At 36.1% G+C, this 21401-nt stretch carries 18 protein-coding genes and 1 other RNA gene; 4 read left to right on the top strand and 15 right to left on the bottom strand.

Features of this window, described 5'->3' with window-relative positions:
- Nucleotides 1-6: 6 nt before the first annotated feature.
- The 4 genes from IGI43_RS02075 to IGI43_RS02090 all read right to left on the bottom strand — a co-directional run bounded on the left by IGI43_RS02075 (nt 7) and on the right by IGI43_RS02090 (nt 2818).
- Nucleotides 7-1170 carry a THUMP domain-containing class I SAM-dependent RNA methyltransferase gene (locus IGI43_RS02075; protein WP_438756165.1) on the bottom strand — a complete coding sequence of 388 codons (1164 nt, stop codon included), beginning with the start codon at nt 1168-1170 and terminating at the stop codon, nt 7-9.
- Nucleotides 1171-1299: 129 nt separating this feature from the next.
- An RNA gene (gene rnpB, locus IGI43_RS02080) (RNase P RNA component class B) lies at nt 1300-1714 on the bottom strand.
- A gap of 36 nt (nt 1715-1750) precedes the next feature.
- Complete coding sequence (gene gpsB / locus IGI43_RS02085) at nt 1751-2182, bottom strand: cell division regulator GpsB (protein ID WP_438756166.1); 432 nt, start codon at nt 2180-2182, stop codon at nt 1751-1753.
- A gap of 96 nt (nt 2183-2278) precedes the next feature.
- Nucleotides 2279-2818 (bottom strand): DUF1273 domain-containing protein, encoded by a 540-nt coding sequence (locus IGI43_RS02090; RefSeq protein ID WP_438756167.1) that lies wholly within the window; start codon nt 2816-2818, stop codon nt 2279-2281.
- A gap of 61 nt (nt 2819-2879) precedes the next feature.
- Between IGI43_RS02090 and recU the strand changes: the two genes are divergently transcribed.
- Together recU and IGI43_RS02100 are read left to right on the top strand one after the other, a co-directional pair.
- A complete protein-coding gene (gene recU, locus IGI43_RS02095; protein WP_438756168.1) occupies nt 2880-3521 on the top strand; it encodes a Holliday junction resolvase RecU in 642 nt (213 codons plus the stop codon).
- The gene (locus tag IGI43_RS02100) at nt 3511-5835 is read left to right on the top strand and encodes a PBP1A family penicillin-binding protein (protein ID WP_438756169.1); all 2325 of its coding nucleotides are present in this window, start codon (nt 3511-3513) and stop codon (nt 5833-5835) included. Before recU ends, IGI43_RS02100 begins: the two co-directional genes overlap by 11 nt.
- A 60-nt stretch (nt 5836-5895) precedes the next feature.
- Here the strand turns inward: IGI43_RS02100 and IGI43_RS02105 are convergent, their stop codons facing one another.
- From IGI43_RS02105 to IGI43_RS02120, 4 genes are all read right to left on the bottom strand, one after another.
- Nucleotides 5896-7497 (bottom strand): CTP synthase, encoded by a 1602-nt coding sequence (locus IGI43_RS02105; protein ID WP_438756170.1) that lies wholly within the window; start codon nt 7495-7497, stop codon nt 5896-5898.
- Between the two features lie 236 nt (nt 7498-7733).
- A complete protein-coding gene (locus tag IGI43_RS02110; protein ID WP_438756171.1) occupies nt 7734-9404 on the bottom strand; it encodes a peptide ABC transporter substrate-binding protein in 1671 nt (556 codons plus the stop codon).
- Nucleotides 9405-9436: 32 nt separating this feature from the next.
- Nucleotides 9437-10807, bottom strand: coding sequence for a transglutaminase domain-containing protein (locus IGI43_RS02115; RefSeq protein WP_438756172.1), 1371 nt, complete (start codon nt 10805-10807; stop codon nt 9437-9439).
- Between the two features lie 14 nt (nt 10808-10821).
- Complete coding sequence (locus IGI43_RS02120) at nt 10822-11886, bottom strand: dipeptide epimerase (RefSeq protein WP_438756173.1); 1065 nt, start codon at nt 11884-11886, stop codon at nt 10822-10824.
- A gap of 282 nt (nt 11887-12168) precedes the next feature.
- Here IGI43_RS02120 and IGI43_RS02125 point away from each other — a divergent pair, with 282 nt between their 5' ends.
- A complete protein-coding gene (locus IGI43_RS02125) occupies nt 12169-12735 on the top strand; it encodes a helix-turn-helix domain-containing protein (RefSeq protein WP_438756175.1) in 567 nt (188 codons plus the stop codon).
- Nucleotides 12736-12923: 188 nt separating this feature from the next.
- The gene (locus IGI43_RS02130; RefSeq protein WP_438756176.1) at nt 12924-13265 is read left to right on the top strand and encodes a metal-sulfur cluster assembly factor; all 342 of its coding nucleotides are present in this window, start codon (nt 12924-12926) and stop codon (nt 13263-13265) included.
- Between the two features lie 684 nt (nt 13266-13949).
- Here IGI43_RS02130 and IGI43_RS02135 read toward each other — a convergent pair.
- From IGI43_RS02135 to IGI43_RS02165, 7 genes are all read right to left on the bottom strand, one after another.
- Nucleotides 13950-14297, bottom strand: coding sequence for an EamA family transporter (locus tag IGI43_RS02135; RefSeq protein WP_438756177.1), 348 nt, complete (start codon nt 14295-14297; stop codon nt 13950-13952).
- Entirely contained in the window at nt 14294-14662 is a 369-nt protein-coding gene (locus IGI43_RS02140; RefSeq protein ID WP_438756178.1) for an EamA family transporter, read from the bottom strand. The genes IGI43_RS02135 and IGI43_RS02140 overlap by 4 nt, the downstream gene beginning before the upstream one ends.
- 16 nt (nt 14663-14678) lie before the next feature.
- A complete protein-coding gene (locus IGI43_RS02145; RefSeq protein WP_438756179.1) occupies nt 14679-15647 on the bottom strand; it encodes an alpha/beta hydrolase in 969 nt (322 codons plus the stop codon).
- Nucleotides 15648-15839: 192 nt separating this feature from the next.
- Nucleotides 15840-17141, bottom strand: coding sequence for a diaminopimelate decarboxylase (gene lysA, locus IGI43_RS02150; RefSeq protein WP_438756180.1), 1302 nt, complete (start codon nt 17139-17141; stop codon nt 15840-15842).
- A gap of 90 nt (nt 17142-17231) precedes the next feature.
- The gene (locus IGI43_RS02155; protein ID WP_438756181.1) at nt 17232-18338 is read right to left on the bottom strand and encodes a serine hydrolase domain-containing protein; all 1107 of its coding nucleotides are present in this window, start codon (nt 18336-18338) and stop codon (nt 17232-17234) included.
- A gap of 567 nt (nt 18339-18905) precedes the next feature.
- Nucleotides 18906-19565, bottom strand: coding sequence for an ABC transporter ATP-binding protein (locus tag IGI43_RS02160; protein WP_438756182.1), 660 nt, complete (start codon nt 19563-19565; stop codon nt 18906-18908).
- A gap of 15 nt (nt 19566-19580) precedes the next feature.
- Entirely contained in the window at nt 19581-21110 is a 1530-nt protein-coding gene (locus tag IGI43_RS02165) for an ABC transporter permease (RefSeq protein ID WP_438756183.1), read from the bottom strand.
- Between the last annotated feature and the right edge of the window lie 291 nt (nt 21111-21401).

Here is a 21401-nt window from a genome sequence, read left to right on the forward strand (position 1 = left end):
CTCCCCCTACTTTTCTCTTGGTTTTCTTGGTGGTCTTTCTCCCCAATATTGGAACAAATCTGTGCGTAAGGCACCATTATATAATTTTCTCTTCTTCGTAGCTCTTGCCCCATAATATTGCTCAAAGGTTAAATCGCTCGTTAAAATATACTTGCTCCAGGTTTTAAGTGGACGGAACACTTCGCCCATTTCTTTGTATAATTTGCGGACTGACTCTTCTTCACCCAAACGTTCACCATAAGGCGGATTCGCAACCATTACACCGTATTCTTTTTCTGTCGTAAAATCTTGTAACGCTAATTGTTTGAAGGTAATTGAATCACCCAAACCAATTTCTTCCGCATTTGCTTTAGCGATTTCAATCATTTTTCCATTGATATCTGAACCCATAATATCCAGTTTGATATCATAATCTGCCTTCTCATCTGCTTCTTTACGAACTTTTTCAAAAATAGCTGAATCAACCCAATCCCATGTTTCACAAACAAATTCACGATTAAATCCTGGTGCAATATTATGCCCGATCAACGCTGCTTCAATACAAATCGTCCCAGAACCACAAACTGGATCATAAAATGGACGGTCCTTGCGCCAATTCGTTAATGTCACTAAAGCTGCCGCCATATTTTCTTTTAAAGGCGCACCACCTTTTTCAATACGATAACCTCGTTTAAATAAGCTTGGACCTGTCGTATCAATCGTTACAGTCACATGATCTTTTAAAAGAGCAACTTCTAATTGGAAAAACGCTCCTGTCTCAGCTAAAGGTACGGTCGCAGGACGATGATAAACTTCTCTTAAACGATTGACGATCGCTTTTTTGGTGATCGATTGACAATCTGGTGTGCTATATAATTTGGATTTAATTGATTTTCCAGCAACAGGAAATTCTGCATCCATCGGCAAATAATCTTCCCAAGGTAATGCTTTAACTTTTTCAAATAGTTCATCAAAGCTAAATGCATCGAATTCACCAACAATAATCTTGACACGATCGGCTGTTCTCAACCATAAGTTAGCGGTAGCAATCGTCTCCATTGTCCCTTCAAACAAAGCCTTGCCATTTTCTACTTCACAAGGAATACCCAAATCTCGTAATTCTTTTCCTACTAATGCTTCTAAACCACTCGCTGCTGTTGCAACAAGTTTAAATGTTTTTTCTTTTGTCATAATATCTCCTCTTGCTCGTGATAGTCTTAGATCTGATTTGTTTGACTATATTAAATACTCTAATGTATCTCTTACTTTAAAAAAAGCCTTCACAACAAAGTTGGAAGGTCATCCTGAATACTTGTAATTTTCTGTAAGCCATGTTCTGTATCGACTGCCTCTCAGGGAAAGACACTCGACGGTCATCATCTATCTGCAGAAATCAATCTGCCTCTTCTACTCGTTCATTTCCTTTAGAAGAGCGCCCCTACCATTGTTTGGGTTGCTCGCTCGAGGGGTTTACCGCGTTCCACCAATTCCGTTTCCAAAATTGCTTCGTCACTGTGGCACTTTCAAGGGTACTTTGACATAGCCGAAGCCTTAGTCATTTTTCCTGCCGTTACTCTACACAGTAAAATCAGCTCGTTTAAAAACTAACAGATTTTACTAGCACAAGTACCTTAGCTTATGATTTCGCTAAGCACGAACACTACAGACATCTCAGTCTGTGCGAGCATGGACTTTCCTCAGCTTGAATAAATTCAAACCGCGATCACCCGAAAATTACAAAATCTTTCTTTAAATGAATTAAAAAAATGAATTAAAATTGACGTGTTTCTGAGTTGTCTATTTCTCGGTCGTATGAATTGTGTAGATTGCTTTCGTATGGATTAGAGTGACTCATACCAGAAATAGGATTCGAAGCTGGTGTATCATCTAATTTTTTCCCGAATACTTCACGCTCTAGATTAGACAAACGTTTTAGAATATCAAAGTTTGTGACCGCCGCACTCTTAGGCATTTCTTGTGCACTACGAGTAGGCATAGCTTGTTGTACTTTAGAAGCTTGATCAAGTTTAGCTAATAGACGATTATTTTCTTCTTGTAAGGTTAAAAGTTCTTTGTTGTACGCTTCATAATCTTTGATCACGTTATCTAAAAATTCATCAACTTCAACTGGATCATAGCCACGCATTTTTGTTTTAAATTCTTTTTGTAAAATATCTTTTGGACTGTATACTAAATTTGCCATACTTACACCTCATTATTTTCTTTGATTAGGATAAAAGTTCATAGTTCAACAGCATTATTGTATAGGAAAATCGTCAGAAAATCAAACAGATTCTCACTATTCCATTGAGTTTTGTAAATCATCCATTGTGATTAAGCGTATTTCATACGGAAATTTCTCAGAAAAAAGTTCAGCATCCTTAAGGAAATACTCAGTTTTACCAGGGTATTCTTTATCATAAACCAACAAACTGGCACCGGAATGCTCTAATAAAAATCGCGTATGCATTTTTAATTGCGCTGGTGATTTATATGGCTGGTGACTCACTGAATCGACATAATCAGCTAATAGTTCAATTTTTTCTAAATTCCCTCGATTTTTTTCATTCCAATTACTACCAAATTCTTTAAACGGGTAAATCAGACCTAATTTTAATTCCGGGTAATCATTTTTTAATTCAGCCACGACTTCTGCTGCCCAAATCTCCGTTCCAAGATTGCCAGAAACCAAAATCCACTCTAATCCAGTGTCTAAATACCCTATAATTTCCTTTTTTAATACTTTTTTAATAACTGTAATTTTAGGATCATTGTCTTGAAAAGCCCCGATTTCAAAGCTTTTATAACCAGTCACATAAAGAGTTTTTACGTTTTCCATAGACATTCCTTTTCTTTCATAAAGATTTTTTGTTATAATGTTGGCTAGGAGTGTGATAGAAATGGCTTTTCATTATCCTAATGGTACTCCCTATAATAATCATGAAGCACCCAAATCAAAAAAACAAGTAAAAAACCAAAAATCAATTCAATTTGGTAAACGAGGAATGGATTTTGAAGAAGAAATCAATAAAACCAATGCTTTTTATTTAGCTCGTACTATCGCAGTTATTCATAAAAAGCCTACTCCCGTTCAAATTGTCAAAGTAGATTACCCCAGTCGTAGTGCTGCCGTGATCAAAGAAGCTTACTTTAGACAAGCCTCTACCACTGATTATAATGGTGTCTACGAAGGATACTATCTGGACTTTGAAGCAAAGGAAACAAAAAACAAAACTTCGTTTCCCTTAAAAAACTTTCATCAACACCAGATCGATCATATCCAACAATGTATGGCACAAAAAGGAATTTGCTTTGTTCTATTGTGGTTCTCTTCATTGAATAAATGTTTCTTTTTTAGCGGAGAAGAATTAGTAGCGTGCTGGTTAGAACAAGAAAGCAGCGGAAAAAAATCGTTGCCTTTAACGCTTATTGAAAAAAAGGGAATAGAAATTCACGTTGGCATTGCACCTAGAATACCGTACTTAGATGCGGTCAAACAACATATTCAATCAAACAAAGGAGTTGCGATTAATGACAACTGATGGAATAGGATCACGTGCTGCGAGACACGGACAATCTCCTTCTTCTAACAGCACCGCAAACACATCGTCCAGCGGCGGCAAAAAGCCAAAGAAAAAGCGAATCCTTCTAAAAATATTTTTAGGATTGGTTCTGCTTGGAATAATAGGTCTTCTAGCTGGTTTAGGTCTGTTCTGGTCCTATGCCAAAGATGCGCCTAAATTAGAAGACGAAAAACTTAGTGCCACTGTTTCTTCAAAATTATATGACGCGAATAATGAGGTCTTTGAAGAATTAGGAGCTGAAAAACGTGAAATGATCAAACCAACCGATGTACCGCAGTCACTAAAAGATGCGGTCGTATCCGTTGAAGATAAACGTTTTTACAAACATAGCGGTGTTGATCCAATTCGAATATTGGGTTCCGCTTTTTCAAACTTTAAGACTGGTGGCTTGCAAGGTGGTAGTACACTGACACAACAATTGATCAAGCTATCTTACTTTTCGACTAAAGAAAAAGATCAAAATCTCAAGCGAAAAGCCCAAGAAGCTTGGCTTGCAATGCAACTAGAAAAAGAAAAATCAAAAGAAGAGATTTTAACGTATTACATTAATAAAGTGTATATGGCAAATGGTCTATACGGCATGGAGACCGCTGCTCAATCTTATTTTGGAAAACCCTTAGCTGAGCTATCGCTTCCACAAACAGCTCTACTAGCTGGAATGCCTCAAGCACCAAATGACTACGATCCGTATGTAAAACCTGATGTTGCTAAAGAACGTCGCGATGTCGTTTTATATACCATGAAAGAAAATAAAAAAATCACAGAAAAAGAGTACGAAGAGGCTAAAGCGACTCCGATCGATGATGGTTTACAACCTTTAAAACAATCAAATGAAAATCGTAAAATTGTTGACAACTACATCAGAGAAGTTATCGCTGAAGTAGAAAAGATGGGGAAAAATCCTTATACAGATGGCTTGGACATCCATACCAATCTTGACATGGATGCGCAAAAACGTTTGTATGATATTATCAACAGCGATACTTATGTAGAATATCCTGATCCAGATTTTCAGGTTGCTTCAACTGTGATCGATGTCAAAACGGGACAGGTCAAAGCGCAAATCGGAGGACGAAACATTCCAGACGATGTCCAATTGGGTTCAAATTTAGCTATTGAAACAGATCGGGATGTCGGATCAACGATGAAACCGATCGCAGACTACGGTCCTGCCATCGAGAACTTGAATTATTCAACAGGCCGCATCATGATGGATCAACCCACGACCTATGAAGGAACCAATATTCCTGTTACAAATGCAGATATGCAATATTACGGGGCTCTAACTATGCGTAAAGCGATCATGTATTCTCGTAATACAACAGCTATAAGAACATTCGATGCTGTTGGAAGTGACAAATCTGCTGACTTCCTTAAAGATTTAGGGATTGAATTTAAAGATATTGTCGCTGCAAATGCAATATCTAGTAATACGAGTGAATTAGACGGCAATAAATATGGCGTGTCTTCTCTAAAATTAGCAGCTGCCTATGCCTCGTTTGCGAATATGGGTGTTTATAACAAGCCTTATTACGTAAACAAAGTCGTCTATCAAGATGGCTCTGAAGATGTGACCGAAACAGAAAGTAAACGCGCAATGAAAGATTCAACTGCTTATATGATGACAGATATGCTTAAAGATGTTATTTCTGGCGGTACAGCCTTCAACGCAGGCGTTCCTGGTCTGATCCAAGCTGGAAAAACTGGAACAGCCAACTATACTGATGAGGATCTTGCTAAAATAGGGGCCTCTGAGTCGTCTAGTATTGCTCCTGACAGCACGTTTGTTGGTTATACACCTCATTATGCTGTTTCTGTTTGGACGGGCTATAAACAGCGATTAACCCCTATTCCTTATGAATATTGGGGAACTGCTTCTGATGTCTACAGAGAAATGATGACATATCTGTCTGAAGGCGTCTCAAATGACGACTGGGTCATGCCGGATACTGTTATACGCTCAGGGAATGAATTGTATGTAAAAGGTGCTTATGAAGAACAATTATTACCGTCGAATTCAGGCAATGAAAGTTCTTCATCATGGGAAAACCCAGTGAGTTCTGAAACAGGAACAACAAGCAGCTCTACTACTACCGTTCCTTCACAAACAGAGTCTTCCTCTACTCAATCGGTTGAACCACCAGCTACCTCTACTCAACAGACGGAGCCGCCAGAACCGACTGCTCCGACCGAGAGTAGTGAAGTCCCTAGCCAACCTTCAACACCACCGGTTCCAAATAGTGCAGCCAGAAGAAGAACATCTTCTGGCTGATATATAAAGAAAAAATAAGCGTAGAGACAACTTTTGAAGTTGTTCCTACGCTTTTATTTTTTACTGATTATTTAAAGCAGCCTCAACAAATCCTTTGAATAAATGCTGCGGTCTATTTGGTCTAGAAATCAATTCTGGATGAAATTGAGCAGCCACAAAGAATTTATTCTCTGGTATCTCAACAATTTCAACTAAACGATTATCTGGGGAAACACCTGAAAAGACCAAGCCATTTTCTTCAAATAATTGACGGTATTTATTATTGAATTCATAACGATGACGATGGCGTTCTTGAACGACTTCTTGGCCTTCATAGGCAGCAGCTGTTACACTGCCTTTTTTAAGTTTACATGGATATAAGCCTAAACGTAGCGTTCCACCAAGGTTTTCTACATTTTCTTGATCTGCCATCAAATCAATAATATTGTTAAGAATACCTGGGTTGTTTTCAGCAGAGCCTGCATCTTCTAGTTTTACAACGTTGCGAGCAAATTCAACACAAGCCATTTGCATCCCTAAACAAATTCCTAAAAACGGTACGTCATTTTCACGAGCAAAACGGATTGCTTCGATCTTTCCTTCCACTCCGCGATCACCAAAGCCACCTGGTACCAAGATACCGTCAGCATCATTTAAGATAGCTGCAACATTATTCTCATTCAATGCCTGCGAGTCGACCCAATCAATTGTAATATCAGAATCAAACGCAAAACCAGCATGTTTCAAAGCTTCAACGACTGAAAGATATGCATCGGGAAGTTCTACATATTTCCCTACTAAAGCAATTTTAGTTGTTTTCTTCAAGCCTAATACTTTTTCTTCTAGCGCACGCCACTCAGTCATATCAGCAATTGGTGCATCTATTTTTAAATGATCACAGACAATTTGGTCCATGTTCTGCGCCTGCAAGGCTAATGGAATCGAATATAATGTTTCTACATCTCGTGATTCGATAACAGCTTCTGGAGCCACATCACAAAATTGAGCCAATTTATTTTTTGTTCCTTGAGAAACTGGTAATTCTGTACGGACAACTAAGATATTCGGTTGAATTCCTAAACTGCGTAGTTCTTTTACGCTATGTTGGGTTGGTTTAGTTTTCATTTCGCCAGCAGCTTTTAAGTAAGGAATCAAGGTTGTGTGGATATACATTACATTGTCGCTACCTACTTCAGCTTTCATTTGACGTAATGCTTCTAAAAATGGCAAAGATTCGATATCTCCAACGGTTCCGCCAACTTCAGTAATAATAATATCTGCATCTGTCATACTGGCTGCACGCATGATTTTATCTTTGATTTCATTCGTAATATGAGGAATAACTTGTACTGTAGCACCTAAATACTCGCCTTTGCGCTCTTTTCTCAACACTTCTGAATAAATTTTCCCTGTTGTGACGTTTGAATATTTATTTAAGTTGATATCAATAAAACGTTCATAGTGACCCAAATCCAAATCGGTTTCAGCACCATCATCTGTGACAAAAACTTCTCCATGTTGGTAAGGACTCATTGTGCCTGGATCCACATTGATGTATGGATCAAATTTTTGAATCGTTACTTTCAAGCCGCGATTTTTTAATAAACGTCCTAAAGATGCTGCAACAATTCCCTTCCCAATCGAAGAAACTACGCCGCCTGTAACAAAGATATATTTTGTCATAATATAAAAAACCCTTTCTCAAAATAGATTTTTAGAGATGAGTGAACAACAACTTGTTTTTTAATGATAAAAAACAAAAGCTCCCTATCCAAAAAGAATAGGGAGCTGGAATTCGTTGTAAACTTCTGACCTTCTCAAAGGTGCCCAAGTAGTATAATACAAGCAAATCTAATTGAGGTCAAGTTTTTCTGTTAGAAGATTTTTGATTTTTTAGTAACATTTTAGATCTTACTCATTTAATCTTTGATATACGCATTTTTATAAGTGCTCGTTGCACCAAAGTTGTGATATTCAATCCCTTCAACACCTGGACGGACTAATTGTCCTCTCGCTTGTTGATATAATGGAATTAACGCAACATCTTCTTCTATTAAAACTTTTTCAGCAGCGATCAACGTTTCCCAACGCTTTTCAGGATCATTGGCATACTTATTAGAAGCATCATCGATCAACTGATCATATTTTTCACTACGGTAACTTGTTTTGTTTTTTGTGCTAACTGAGCTTTCTAAAAATGTCATCGGGTCTTGGTAATCTGGTCCCCACATACTGACAGAAAGTTCATAGTCCCCTTTTTTCATTAGTTCGATCGAATTATTTAAAGGAACAGTTTTGACATTGACTTTTAAGCCTGGCAATGTTTTTTCTAATTGTCCTTGAATAAACTCAGCTACTTTTTTATCACCGTCACCATCTTTAGACAATAATTCAATCGTCACATCACCGTTTAATTCTTTTTTGGCTTTGTCTAAATATTCATTTGCTAATTTTTCATCTGTTTTTACCAAATCGCCAGCTTCTTTTCTAAAATCTTCTCCTGTTTCAGGATTCGCTACGAAATCCTTAGGAATATAGCCGTAAATGTCTTTGGAACCATCTGCTAAAATATTTTCCACTAAACTTTTCTTATCTAGTGCGTATGCAACTGCTTTACGAACATTTTCGTTTGCAAAAATCGACGGCTTATCATTTCTCTTTTGGTTCATTCGTAATGAGTAGACTTTTGAACGTTGTATGGCTTCATAATCTGGATTGTCCTTATTTTGTTTCGCAAAATCACCTGTAAGAATGGCTACATCCAGTTCACCCGATTCATAAAGATTAAAGACTGTATTTGTTTCTTTCAATACTTCAAAGTGGATTTTTTCAGATTTTACTTTCTCCGCATCATAATAATCTGGATTTTGGACTAGATCCCATGACATTGAGGATTGATCCCAATTTTCCATCAAAAATGGACCGTTAGAAACAATATTTTCGCTTGACGTTCCATAGTCTTTGCCTTTTTCTGTCACAAATTTTTCATTTTGTGGGAAAAATGGTGAAAATGCTAGTAACGACGTGAAATACGTTACTGGTTTTGCCATTTGGATTTCAAGTGTATAGTCATCTAAAGCTTTGACACCTAATTCATCAGCTGATTTTTCTTCATTCACGATTTCTGTCCCGTTTAGAATCGTGCCATCCATTAAGAAAAAGTAATTCGCTTGATTTTTAGGATCCGCCATTTTTTTCCAAGCAAAAACGAAATCATTTGCTGTTACTTTGTCTCCATTTGACCACTTTGCATCATCTCTTAATTTAATCGTATACGTTTTACCATCTTCTGAAATTTCTGGCATTTCTTTTGCAACAGCTGGAATAACATTGTCTTTTTCATCTAATTGATACAATCCTTCAAACACGTTAGATTGTGCATTTACACTCGGCTCATCTTGAGTGAAAATCGTGTCCATTGACCCCACTTCTGATGCTTCCATTAAATTCAGTACTTTTGATGATTTTTGATCTGCTGCATTCTTTTTTTCTGAGCTATCTGCTGACTTACCACTTGTACTTCCCCCGCAAGCTGCAAGTAACAGCATTGTCGTGATCAATGTAATACTTTGTTTTAACCCTTTTTTCATACGTTCCACCTTTTCCTTCTTTTTTTTATTTATTACACAAGTTCCTCCATTGAAACTAACGTTTGTTTCACATCTAAGTATGCATAAGGAAGACCTTGGTTTTCATATTCAAATTCCCCGCGTTGATTGTCTATCGGGTCTGCTCGTAAAAAATGTTTTGGCGGATTAAACTCTCTTTGGATTTCACTATTTGCAGGCATTCTGAAAATATCAAGATTACCAAAGTAGTAATTCCACCGATCCAAATCACCATTTCTACGTGCACCCCCACCAAATGATAGATCAGCGAAAACCCATCCGTAAGGTGCTACATAAAATTGTGCCCAGTCATGGCACCCCGTATAATATTGTGATACATAGAGGCCTGACTGCCATTTTGCGGGAATGTTAGCCATCCGGCATAAAGTAATGAACAAAATAGCTTGAACACCACAATCGCCTTTTAAATTGACGGCAGCATATTCTGAAATGTTCTCAATGGTAAAATATTCTCGCATAAACGAATAATTGACTTGAGTCGTGATAAAATCATAGATTTTTCGCGCTTTCTTGATCGGATTCGTCTCACCTGATAAAATTTCATCAAGTAGCTGTTCTAAATAAGGTGTGAACCGAATGTGTGGCAACTCTTCACTTAATTCAAATTGTGGTTGGATCTCAGAAACTTTTTCTGGATCTAATGTTACATAATCAACTTGATTCGTGTAGCAGTATTCTACTGAGAACACTTGATTTTCTTTCAAAATCGTTTCAAAGTATACGGTTCGCTGTGCTTCTTTTTCTGGTGCAATAAACGTTGCTTCAGGTGAGGTTTTTAAAATTTGAATATCTGATACTTGCTTACAATCTTTAGGTAAGGGTAAGTACACTCTAACGGTTTCTCCTGGACGTTCATATTCTTTTTTTACTTGTATGCTCGTTTTCAAATGAATCTTTACTTTGCGGCTCCCTTGCTCTTTCATCTTTTGAACATTCTGAGTCAACTCTTGTTTTCGTAAACGATCTACCTCGTTATCCTCTTTGACAATCAACCTTGCTTCATAATCTGCTTGTGTCTTGATCAAATTTAGTAAAAATCGACGTTGAAAATGAATCGTGCCGTCAATATAAAGCCAATCAACTTTTCCTGTGTCTTTTAAGTTAGTCAATTCTTGTTCTTCATAATCTTTAAATGTCTCTTTCATCATCTTGTTGGCCTCAATAAAGTCAAAAGGATACTCATTGATTCCGACAATCCGAATGATGTCTTGTTCGATTTCTAAACGTTTTCTCAATGCTTCTGGTATTTTTTTTGATAGTAGGTATTCAATTAACTTTTCGGCTCCTTTAAAATCACCATAATTCTTCAATTTGATGATATCTTCTGGTAATGGCACACTCATAAATTTTAAATCGTAATACATAGCACTCACCTTTCTTATTTATTCAAACCTAAGCCTGCTTTATCGGACAAAGAAATCAAACTAGTAGCTTCCAGTCCTACACCACCAGGAATCGCCACCTCATTAAGTCCAAAGGTTGCATCTAAATCTGCTCGAGTAATATTTTTAGTCGCTGCGGCCAAATGTGCTGCTGCGGTCACACCGATGTTGGTTTCTTCCACCATACAACCGATCATACATTCAACGCCAGCCGCTTCACAAATACTATTGATTTTTAGTGCTTCATGGATACCGCCACATTTCATTAACTTAATATTCACGAAGTCTACTGCCCGAGCTTTGATCAAACGTAAAGCATCTTTGGAATTAAAACAGCTTTCGTCTGACATAATTGGGATCGATACGTTATTTGTGACAAATGCTAATCCTTCAATATCGTGATATGAAACAGGCTGCTCAACTAGTTCAATATCATACTGTGATAAATGATTGATCGTATTGACGGCTTCTTTAGGTTTCCAGCCTTGGTTAGCATCTAAACGCAGATTGATTTTACTGCCGATTGCTTCTCTAATTGTTTGGATACGAGTAATATCCGAATTAAATCCTGTACCTACTTTGATTTTCAGAGTGTCAAATCCTTGTGAAACAGCCAGTTTTGCTTTTTCAGCCATTATTTCAGGACGATCGATACCAATCGTCATATCTGTTTTGACACACGAATCAAAACCACCCAAAAGCTTATAGACTGGTAACCCTGTCTTTTTTCCAAACAAATCATAACAAGCAATATCGATTGCAGTCTTAGCTGACGGTGCATGAGCCGCAACAGAATTCATAATACTATGAATTTTTTCTATATCTAAAGGATCAACACCCAATAATTGCTTTTCAAATAACTGAATACATTCTGTTGTACCTTTTAACGTTTCACCTGTGATCAAAATACCAGGAGATCCTTCTCCATAACCAATTATCCCTTCGTCCGTTTCAATTTCAACAATTGCACTCATGGAATGCTCAATCGTTCCTAATGAAATCGTGATTGGTTCTTTTAATTCAACCGCTTTTGGTGCTACATTGATTTTTGTTATCTTCACAGTATTTCCTCCCGAATAATATTCAATTTAAATCAATAAATATAATCAAAAAAGTAAATCTATCCAAAAGAAATAATAACTAATCTTTTTTTAATTTTGAATTAAATTTTACTAAAAATTTTGAATTATTTGTTACAATTTTAAGTTTACTCTATGTAAATGTCAATATAATAATGAGATTTATATTTGTTTTTTTTAATCAAAAACTAAGTACTTGTAATTTTGTAACGAATCCGAGATAATATGAATGAAAAAAGGACATTATACAAAGGACGGCTATGAATGGAATTTAGAAAAATCAAGATTTTAAGGAAAGAAAAAAGAATCACTTTAACCGAACTAGGTGAAAAAACAGGATACTCCGCTAGTTTCTTGTCGCAAATCGAACGTGGTACGAATCGTCCTTCGCTTGAAGCGTTGAGAAAAATTGCTGACGCATTAGACGTGACGGTTGCCTCACTCTTAGCCAATGAAGCACCCCAAGTGATACAAGATGATGAAACCTCAGAGAATGGGTATAAAGTCATTCGAAATTCTTCTGGTACAATTTATAATCCTTGGCAAACAAACTCTACTTATTATGATACATTGTTCAATTTACCAGTACATACAAACAATATGGTGATCTCAAAAATTTATATTGATGCCCAATCATCATCTAGTGGTAAAAAAATCGCTCATAATCTTTGCGAGATCAATTATGTGATAAAAGGTGAAGCAACAATCGAACTAAAAGATGAGGTCCTCATCCTGCAAGAAGGGGATGCCATATTTTTAGAAGCCTTTACCCAACATAATATTATTAACGCAACTGAACATGAGTTGATGCTTTTTACGCTACAATTTTAAATTGGCCTCACATGCTATTGAGTTGTTCCACTGATCAAACACTTTTCATTGAAAAAGATTCTCATTTACAAAGTATTTAAAAAAAGGTATCATATGGAAAAGAATAAAGTCTGTAAGAGTTCCATTATTGCCCTTACGAAGAGATTCGTAGAAGCTCAGTGGACGACTAAAAATAAGGAGTAGATACAATGACTGAAACAAATCAAGAATGGTCTGCTGAAGAGATTGACGATATTAAAGAACAGATTTTAACAGCGCTGGAAACAGTAATAGACCCTGAACTTGGTATAGATATCGTTAATTTAGGCTTAATTTATGAGGTTGAATTCGCCCAAACTGGGGATACTGTCGTCAAAATGACCTTAACAACCATGGGCTGTCCGTTAGCTGATGTTCTGACCGAACAAATTCACGAGGCCTTAAAAGAAATTCCCGAAGTGAAAAATCCAGAAGTAAAATTAGTTTGGTACCCAGCTTGGACAACTGATAAAATGTCACGATATGCTCGGATTGCTTTGGGTATTCGTTAAGTTCTTTTAAAGAGTGCTCGGTAAGAGTCAGGTTTTTTAATCTGACTCTTATTTATGTTTCAGCAATAATGTGTACGCCTAATAAGCAAATTTTTTTAAAATGCTTTTAGCATTAACATTACCTTCTTATATATATGTATTTCCTCTTCAATTACTATGGATAATAATATATCTTTTTACACATGTTATATAACACCTCATTTAAGATTTTATTATACAACACTCAAAAATACATGTAAATAACTTATTGTAAAGTTGTAAATACTTATGCTGTTTTAAAACGAACATTAAATAGATGTTATTTTTTTTAATTTAATGTAGTCCCTATCATCATTTCTGGCACTATACTGACTGTTGCATTCGATTTTTCAATCGAAAAATAAAAAAGGGATGAGACAAAAGTAAAAATCACTTTAATCTCATCCTTTAATTTTAAATAAACGGTTGAAGCAGAAACAAACCTTTCAGTTCTACACATTTTTGTGCCATTTTTTTACAAATAAGTTTTTTTATTTTTTATTTGCTTTTAATACAGCATTCAACATGAAGATTCCTGTAACAATCGTTGTTACTGCTTGCAATAATTTGATTTTGTCGATTCCTTTTGATTTGCCAGTCATAGTAACCCCTCCTGTTCTTTAGTCTATAATACAATGCGAACAATTACTTTGCCAATCACAAGCCTTACTGACTAATAATAAATACACCCATAATAATCAAAATTACAGCTAGCACTTTACGAATACTTAGCTTTTCTTTAAAAATAAAATAACTGATAATCACGGTCCAAACATACGTCAAAGATGTCATTGGAAACGCAATTGAATAATCTAAGAATTTCAATAATACGATATTGGTTACTGCACTTAAAATATATAGTAAAGAACCTAAATAAATCCATCCACTCTTCAATACTAACTTGAAGGTCAACTGAGGTAAATCATTCATTCCTTTTCTCAAAGCTAATGCACCTGCACTGCCAGAAAAAGTCGTAATGATCAAAATCGTTACAATCGTTGCGTAATTGATCATATCTTTTCCTCGTTTCCTTCAATCCCTAAAAGAATCGATCCTGCAATAATGAAAGCTGTTCCTAATAATTTATACCACGTAACACTTTCGTTTAAAAACAATGCACCTAAAACGATGGACAGTGCAAACCCCAAGCTCATCATCGGTTGTAAAATAGACACTTCACCATAACGGAAGGCTGCCATCATAACAAACATGCCAGCTCCTGCTGCAAAAAAACCAATTGCATAAAGAATAATTGCATAATATCCAGTTCCATCCGCACCAAATTTCCATGCCAATTGTCCTAAGCTACTTAACGCAGCCGCCATCAAAATCAAGATAATTCCTAAATTCAACTTCTGTTGCTTATTTTTGGCATCCATATGATTTCCCCTCTCTTTAACAATAACGATGAACAAATGCAAAAACCGTATCAAAATAGTGTTCTGGTTCATAAATGAACGAGGATAGGTGAGGTGCTTTTTCAATGATCAAACTTTCTTTCACACCATTTGAAGCTTCCATATTTTGATAGAGCATTTGATGTGGAACAAACTTATCGCCTGTACCGTGGATAAACAATGTAGGTAAATGATTTTTAGTCAATTGCGCTACCGAAGACGCATCTTTAAGCGAATAACCGACTTTCTTTTTCGCTAATAGATCAGCGATGGTCAATATAGGAAATGCAGGTAATTTGAATGCAGAACGCAACATTGCCCCAAACTCATCGTAAACAGATGAATACCCACAATCTACAACTAAGCCCTTAATGTTTTGGGGTAATCGTTCACCACTTGTCATCATCACCGTTGCCGCGCCCATCGATCCGCCAAATAAGATAATTTCAGCTGCTTGTTCAATGTCGATCACTTCTTGAATCCATTTTAATAAATCTAGACGATCTAGCCAGCCCATACCAATAATATTGCCTGTACTTTTTCCATGTGCTCTCAAATCCGGTATCAAGATATTATACTGCTGTTCAGAAAACTTAGATGCTACAAAAGCCATATCCCGTTTGCCATAAGAACGATAACCATGAACACAAATGACCCACTTTTTACTTTCGGGATGTGGGATGATCAAGCGACTATAAAGATTCTCTCCATCTGTTTTTAACCAATGATCTTTAGCAAATCCTTCCTGCCAAAATTCATCCCCTTGTTGATTTTGTTCCTCTTCAATAAGATCATATTTAGACTTTCCTTTATTGAAATTATCTGGATTCATCATCTTATGACCAGTTTTATCATACCAATTATTATCTCTAAAAAGTGCTACATTCAAGAAAAAATTCGCTGCATAAAAAGAAACTGCAATAATCAAAATCACTAAAATAATTAAAATCAACACAATCCACTTCAAGTACGTCACCTCAATCCTAAATAATTTGTTCCTTCTTTCATTATACTCTTATTTAAGAAATAAAGTATGAGTGGACCCAAAATAAAGGGTGTGAAACAAAAGTAAACGTACTTTTGTTTCACACCCTAAACGCAAATAAACGGTAGCTTATTCGGGATTAAATGCTTCTATCCCAGTTTTTTAATTCGTTTATCACTCACAGTCTAATGAAATCAAATCTGCATAAGTCTCTCGACGAATGACTAATTTATCTTGCCCATTTTCAACAAAAACGACAGCTGGTTTCAAATTACGATTATAATTATTCGCCATTGAATAGCCATACGCACCTGTACTTGTCATAGCAAATAAATCTTCTGGTTCCATTGGTGGTAACTCGATATTTTTAATCAAAATATCGCCAGATTCACAATATTTGCCGACGATCCTCATTTCTTCTGATGGTTCTGTACTGATTCTATTAGCTAAAAAGCCATCATACACTGCATCATACAGGGCTGGGCGAATATTATCCCCCATTCCACCATCCACTGAGATATAGTGACGTACATTGGGAATATTTTTTTGTGAACCAACACTATAAATCGTTGTTCCCGCTTCGGCGATAATACTGCGGCCAGGTTCGATCCATATTTCTGGAAATGTGTAATTTAACAACTCACATTGGCCTTTGACCCCACTTACGATCGCTTTGACAAAAGCTTCTGGTTCTAACGGATCGTCTGCTTCCGTATACTGCACACCAAAACCGCCGCCCATATTTAAAATATCGACAGTATAATCAAACGCTTTTTTCCATTCGTTTAAAATAAGCAACATCTTCTCAACCGCTGCTAAAAATCCTTCGGCAGAAAAAATCTGTGACCCGATATGACAATGCGCTCCTTTTAAAATCAAACGTTCATCTGCTAAGATTTTTTCTAATGCTTGTGTCGCTTGTCCACTATTTACATCGAATCCAAATTTAGAATCAACTTGTCCTGTTAAAATATACTCATGCGTTTCTGCATCTACGCCCGGTGTAATCCGAAACATAACGTTTTGCTTTTTGTCTTTTTCTTTTAAAACAGCACTTAATAGATCGATTTCATAAAAATTATCGATAATAATCGTCCCTACACCTTGTTCTACAGCATATTCCAATTCTTCTTTGGTCTTATTATTTCCGTGGAATTCTATATTTTCAGGAGACATACCAGCTTTGATTGCCGTATAGATTTCTCCAGCAGAAACCACATCACACCCTAATTCCTCTTCTTCTAAAAGTTTATACATCGCTAGACAACAGAATGCCTTACTTGCGTAAATCACCTTATTTTTTACTCCTAAAGAGTTGAATGTTTGTTTGAATCCTCTTGCACGCTCCCGAATATGTGTAACATCATAAACAAATAGTGGGGTTCCATATTTTTCAGCTAAACGAACCGTATCGCAACCACCGATCGTTAAATGATCTTGTTCGTTAAATTCTGCCGTTCCAAATAATAGTGGCATCTCTTCACCTTCTTCAATTGATTTATTAAAAATAATAGCATAAAAATGAAAAACTTCCTATCTCTTTTTCATTTTTTTCACAAATAACGATTACATGTCTAGTAACTGATTGTATAGTTCTTCGCTTAAAACTTGCATCCCATCGCTTGCAGGTTGATTTGCAAACAGAATAACCAGATTTTGATTCGTTTGATCCCCATAAATAACTGTTTCATACCCGCCTAAGCTACCTTGTGAATATTTCAAATCATCAAAATAGATCATCCCAGCCTGATACCCTTCTTCCTTAACAGACGCTAGTTTCTCATATTCCGCTTGTTCAAAAAGCTGTCCATTCGCTAAACTTTGAATAAATACCCAAAAATCCTCAGTGGACATATACATATTGCCTGCTCCTAATAAACTAGAAAATAATTTTTCACTCGCTGGAAATGGATCTGCTTGGTAATCATTTTTTGTATAAAAATATGGCGTTGGAATAGTTTCGTCTTTAGGTAGATTATCCCAAAAATAAGTATGACGTAATGATAGCTTATCGATCACTCTCTTTTGGACGACATCTTCATAAGGTTGACCTGTGAGTTTGGAGATAATGCCAGCTAATATTGTATAGTTACTATTCGTGTAATTAAATTCTTTATTTCCTACCAGAGACAAGCTATTCAAAACATTATCCATCTGGCTTTCCTGACTTGTCAAAAGTTTTTCTGGTTCCTCTTCTGCCATAACAATACCTGAATTGTGATCAAGCAGTTGTTTAATCGTGATGGTCTGACTTAAATCGATTTCTGGATAAAAAGTATCTAATGTAGTGTCTAATTTAAGTTTACCCTCTTTCACCAATTCTAGAATAATCGAACCTGTAATTATCTTTTGTAATGAAGCAATTGGAAATAATCCGTCTATTTTATTTAGGCGCTTATTTTGTACGTCTGCATACCCATAACTTTGTTGATAAAAAATCTGGTCTTGTCTAACGAGCAGAGCTGTACCTTGAAAATGGGCATCTTTGATTATCTGATCGATATTTTTTTTACCGTCAGACTTCGAAATTATGTCTTTAGGACTACTTTGTTGCTTTTGCGATAAATGTTCTTCAAAAAGCCCATTTTCTTTGTTAAAGTAACAGGTACTTAAAAAGATAAAAAACAAAAGGAGCACTCCTCCTGTAATAGACCATTTCCATCGCTTATTCATCTTGTTCACTTCTTTCTCGATCCACTTCCAATAAATTATAACATTTACTGAAAAAAAAGCAGACTACTAAGAAAAAAGAAATTGAAAATAGACAAAAACAAACTCTTTTAAGCACCGTTTTAGTCCATCTATTCTATTTTCATCACTTTTGTGCGATCGTCAATATAGCTGCAGAAATCCTATAAGATAAACACTAGATATGATCTACACCAATTTTAAAAAAAACGAATCGACTGAGATTCGCCGGCAACTTCACTACAAATTCTGCTATTTTTTTCAGCTGCTAAACACGCTCTAGATATTTCTAACACTATTCCTAGCTTGTAGGAAATGGTTTGCTTATTTTAAGAATTGTTTTCTCTAAATATTTCATTAGTCATGCTTTTTTTCTTTAGAACCAATAAGAGGATACTATCTCTACTCGTCAAATCGCCGATCGACAGATGAAACGTTTAAAAATTAAAAGGAACAAATACGTTAACAAAAAATCGGGAAAATCAACTTCGATTTTCTTCTAGCAAATAATAACCAAGACGAAGTTGCCAAAATCGTCTTGGTTATTATTTGCTATTTAATTAATTGAAATACTTGATCTTTCAATTCATATACTTCATCACAAGCTTTTGCTACTTCTTGTTCATGGGTCACAATGATAATACATTTTTTCTGTTCATGGGCCACTTTTTGGAACAATTCAACAATATCTTTCGACGTTTTTTCATCTAAATTCCCTGTAGGTTCATCAGCTACGATCAGTTCATGATCACAACAAAGTGCTCTAACGATTGCTATGCGTTGTTGTTGACCGCCTGACAGCTGGTTCACATTCTTTTTAGCTAATGTTTCATCGATCCCTACCTTCGCTAAGTTTTCTAACGCATACGCTTGTTTATCCGCTTGCTTTGAGTTTGCTATCGCCATTGCGGTCAAAATATTATCTAAGGCTGACATATAAGGTAATAGATTATATGCTTGAAAAATGATTGACACCTCATTTTTGCGGTAATTTCTAAGACCGATTTTAGAGAGTGTATCACCATTATAAAGAATGTCACCTGTTTTAGGAATATCTAATCCTGCAATCAACGAAAGAAATGTCGTCTTACCAGAACCGCTCGCTCCTAAAATTGCATACATTTTTCCACGCTGAAATTCTAAATTTACATGCTTATAAAGAAATTCCTGTTCATTATTGTACCAATATCCTACTTCTTGTGTTTGCAACATCGTAATTCCTCTTTTCTATGTGGTCAAGATTTTTTTAGGCTGTAGTCTTAAAATTCCAATGGAAGATAGTACAATTGAAAAAAAGCTGATCAAGAGTCCTACTCCAGCTAGTGTAGCAATTTCTTTTGGTTGAACGGAGATATTTAATTCCTCGATGGCTTTAGCTGCTTCTTTTGAACTTGCACCGAGTCTGCTCATTCCTCCTGGTCCACCTTGTCCTTGTTGTCCGCCTATTCCATCTTTTTCTGTCGGTTGACCTTGATTATTTCCAGTTTGCTGAACGGTTTCTGTTTGCTGGTTGATCAACTGCTCACCGACGACATTTCCTACAATATTTCCACTAAAGGTCGCAATCACCAATGCAACAAACATACAAATAATGATTTCACTGAAAAATTGCAGAATAACTTTAAAACGAGATTCTCCAAGGGATAATAATACGCCAATTTCGTAGCGTCTTTCTCTGATTGTCATCATAACAATCAACGTTAATATAATCACTCCAGCTATTGCCACTAAAATCACAATATTTTTAGCAAAACTTGCCACGTTATTTAGAGGCTGTAGCATTTGTTGATATGCTTGATCATTGGTTTGTAAACTGAACTTTTCTGTATCAATCAATTTTTCTGCCGCTTCAACGAATGTGTCCATTTGTTTCGGATCATTTAACGTGTAGGATGCTGAATCGATCGTATCTTTAGCGTCATCGCCTTTTAACGTATTTGCAAAGGTATAAGATGTATATAGCGTATTGGCAGGATTTAGGAAATTAAACATCATTCCCATGCTATCACCGTTTTCAGTCGTTTTATAAATTCCTTTGATGGTTAAATCATACGTTTTTGTATCATCTTCAGGATCAGTCACTTTAAATGTATCACCCACTGCTAATTCGTTTGCCTCAGCCAAGGTCTGCTCGATAACAACGTTATTTGTCTCTTTGTCAGATTCAGTGATTGCTTCTCCACTTATGATTTCAGCAGTCCCGTCAGAAAAATCACTCAACATAGACAAATTCATCACACCGCTTACTTGAAAATCACTTTGTTTCATATTAGACATCGGACCAGCACCCATTTGCCCGCCTTCTTGAGGCTGACCATCTGTTTGTGTACCTCCTTGATCGTCACTTGCGGTTGAAGCTGTTGTACTTTGACTTTCTGATTCATTTGAAATCGGGGTAATTCCGTCACCTGCTCCAGCAGATGATGATGATAGAAACGAATAAGCTTTCACATTATCTAAAGAAGCAATTTTTTGGGCATCCGCTAATGAAACGGGTGTCAAACTGAAACTAGCTGGATCTGGCTTTTCTGCTGTATCCCCTTCTTGATTTTTTTTCATCGCTGCTTCTCGATTCGCTGACAGTGTAACAGTTGCACCTACACTTTTTTTTGCATTCTCTGTTGCCGTAAGCGCGGCACTTTGAATTGTTAAACCTGCTAAAACAAAAATTAGAATCGCTGAAAAGACAGCACATAATAAAAATGTTCGTCCTTTTTTGTTCTTCATACTTAATAATGCGCGTTTGATAAAATTCATCTAATTCCTCCTTGTATAAAGTAAAAATAGTTGTTTCAGTCACCATATACTTTCAACATTCAGTCTCATCTTCATTGCATTTCAACGTAAAGTGCAGCCGGTTCCTCTAGTTTCGAATAAAAAAAATCAACTATGCCATTTTAGGTCCATTTCATTTTGATTTTTTCTAACCAAATTAGATCTTGCAACTTGATACTATAAAACAAATGCTTGATCCTTGCCGTGTAGTTGTATAATATTTCCTGTGAACAATTATTACTTTATTCTACTTACCTTAAACTAAGCTTAAAT

Origin of the sequence: Enterococcus sp. AZ126, assembly GCF_051714545.1 — a bacterium.
In the GTDB taxonomy this organism is placed as follows: domain Bacteria; phylum Bacillota; class Bacilli; order Lactobacillales; family Enterococcaceae; genus Enterococcus_L.